This window comes from Microbulbifer aestuariivivens (assembly GCF_039545115.1).
Classification (GTDB): Bacteria; Pseudomonadota; Gammaproteobacteria; order Pseudomonadales; family Cellvibrionaceae; genus Microbulbifer; species Microbulbifer aestuariivivens.
This window is the reverse complement of the sequence record NZ_BAABRT010000064.1, coordinates 1-1,046: the sequence shown is the minus strand read 5'-3', so window position 1 is coordinate 1,046 and position 1,046 is coordinate 1. Positions and strand designations below refer to the sequence as shown.

Below are 1,046 nucleotides of genomic sequence, written 5' to 3'. Positions count from 1 at the left end.
CTAGGAACGAAACTGCTTGACCCCGGAACGGCCACGTAGCTTGATGCAGGACGCTAAACCAGTGCGAACAATTTCCCGCAGACACCGACGATAATTTTTACCGACCGGCAACATAACGCCGCCAGCAGGGGCGGCCTACTTTGTGCGCTTTTTGCGCGAAAATGGGAGCGCAGCGACCCGCGCAAAAAGTGCGCAAAGTAGGACGTCCTGCGGAGGCGCATAGCGCCGGAGCGTACTGCCTGGCCTGGTTATGTGTTACTGCCCGTGTAGCGTTTCTAGTACTTTGCAACTTTGGATGTCCACTTTTGCTTGTGGAGTGCCGCCGACAGTATCAGGTGGCAAGGAACCAAAAACTAGCCAGCTTCCATACCACTTCTCAATCTTGTACGGGGCTTTCTCCATGTAGTTTGGAAATTTCAACTTAATGGCTTTAATGCCAGCTTCAAAAGCTAGCTCTTTAGTGCATTCTTCGCCAAAAGATGCGCTCGAAAAGACCAGAATCAAAAAATAAATGGCTGCTCTCACTTAAAGCTACCTACACATAACGCTGAGGTTTGCGGCAAACAAACCGAGGGTTTGTTTGTCCGGTGGAGGCCCGCAGGGCCGGAACGCACAACACCGACTTGTTAGGCATTACTCCGCCTAAACTTAACATTTGCACCCTTAAAATTTTTGCTTAACAGAATTTTCAAACTGAAACTTACTGAAGCGATAAGAATTAAAGCTGGCGCAACAGCTAAAGCAATAAAATTGAGTGGAGTCGGAATTGCTGGTACAGCAACTCCAAAACAAATAATAACCGTGGCTATCGGCATTGTGCCTACGAGCAAGGTCAGGAGAATAAGGCGCCATGCTAGCGACCAGCAAAATCTAAAATTTGGTTCAATATCGATCTCTTGATTCATTTTCGTCCTTTACGCCTAACGCCGCTAGCAGGGGCAGCCGGAGCGCAGCGTAGGCTGTCCAGCCCAGCCACCGGCTGGGCGAACCTGCCTAGCTTGGTTATAGGTGCCGCACTGGACACCCGCTACCGGCACGCTGCCAGC

At 50.5% G+C, this 1,046-nt stretch carries 2 protein-coding genes; both read right to left on the bottom strand.

The features are described 5' to 3' along the window. Positions 1–255 precede the first annotated feature (255 nt). A complete protein-coding gene (locus tag ABEA58_RS14360; protein WP_345552606.1) occupies positions 256–525 on the bottom strand; it encodes an NTF2 fold immunity protein in 270 nt (89 codons plus the stop codon). Positions 526–626: 101 nt separating this feature from the next. Then, positions 627–905, bottom strand: a complete 279-nt coding sequence (locus ABEA58_RS14355; protein WP_345552604.1) for a hypothetical protein — start codon at positions 903–905, stop codon at positions 627–629. Positions 906–1,046: the final 141 nt, after the last annotated feature.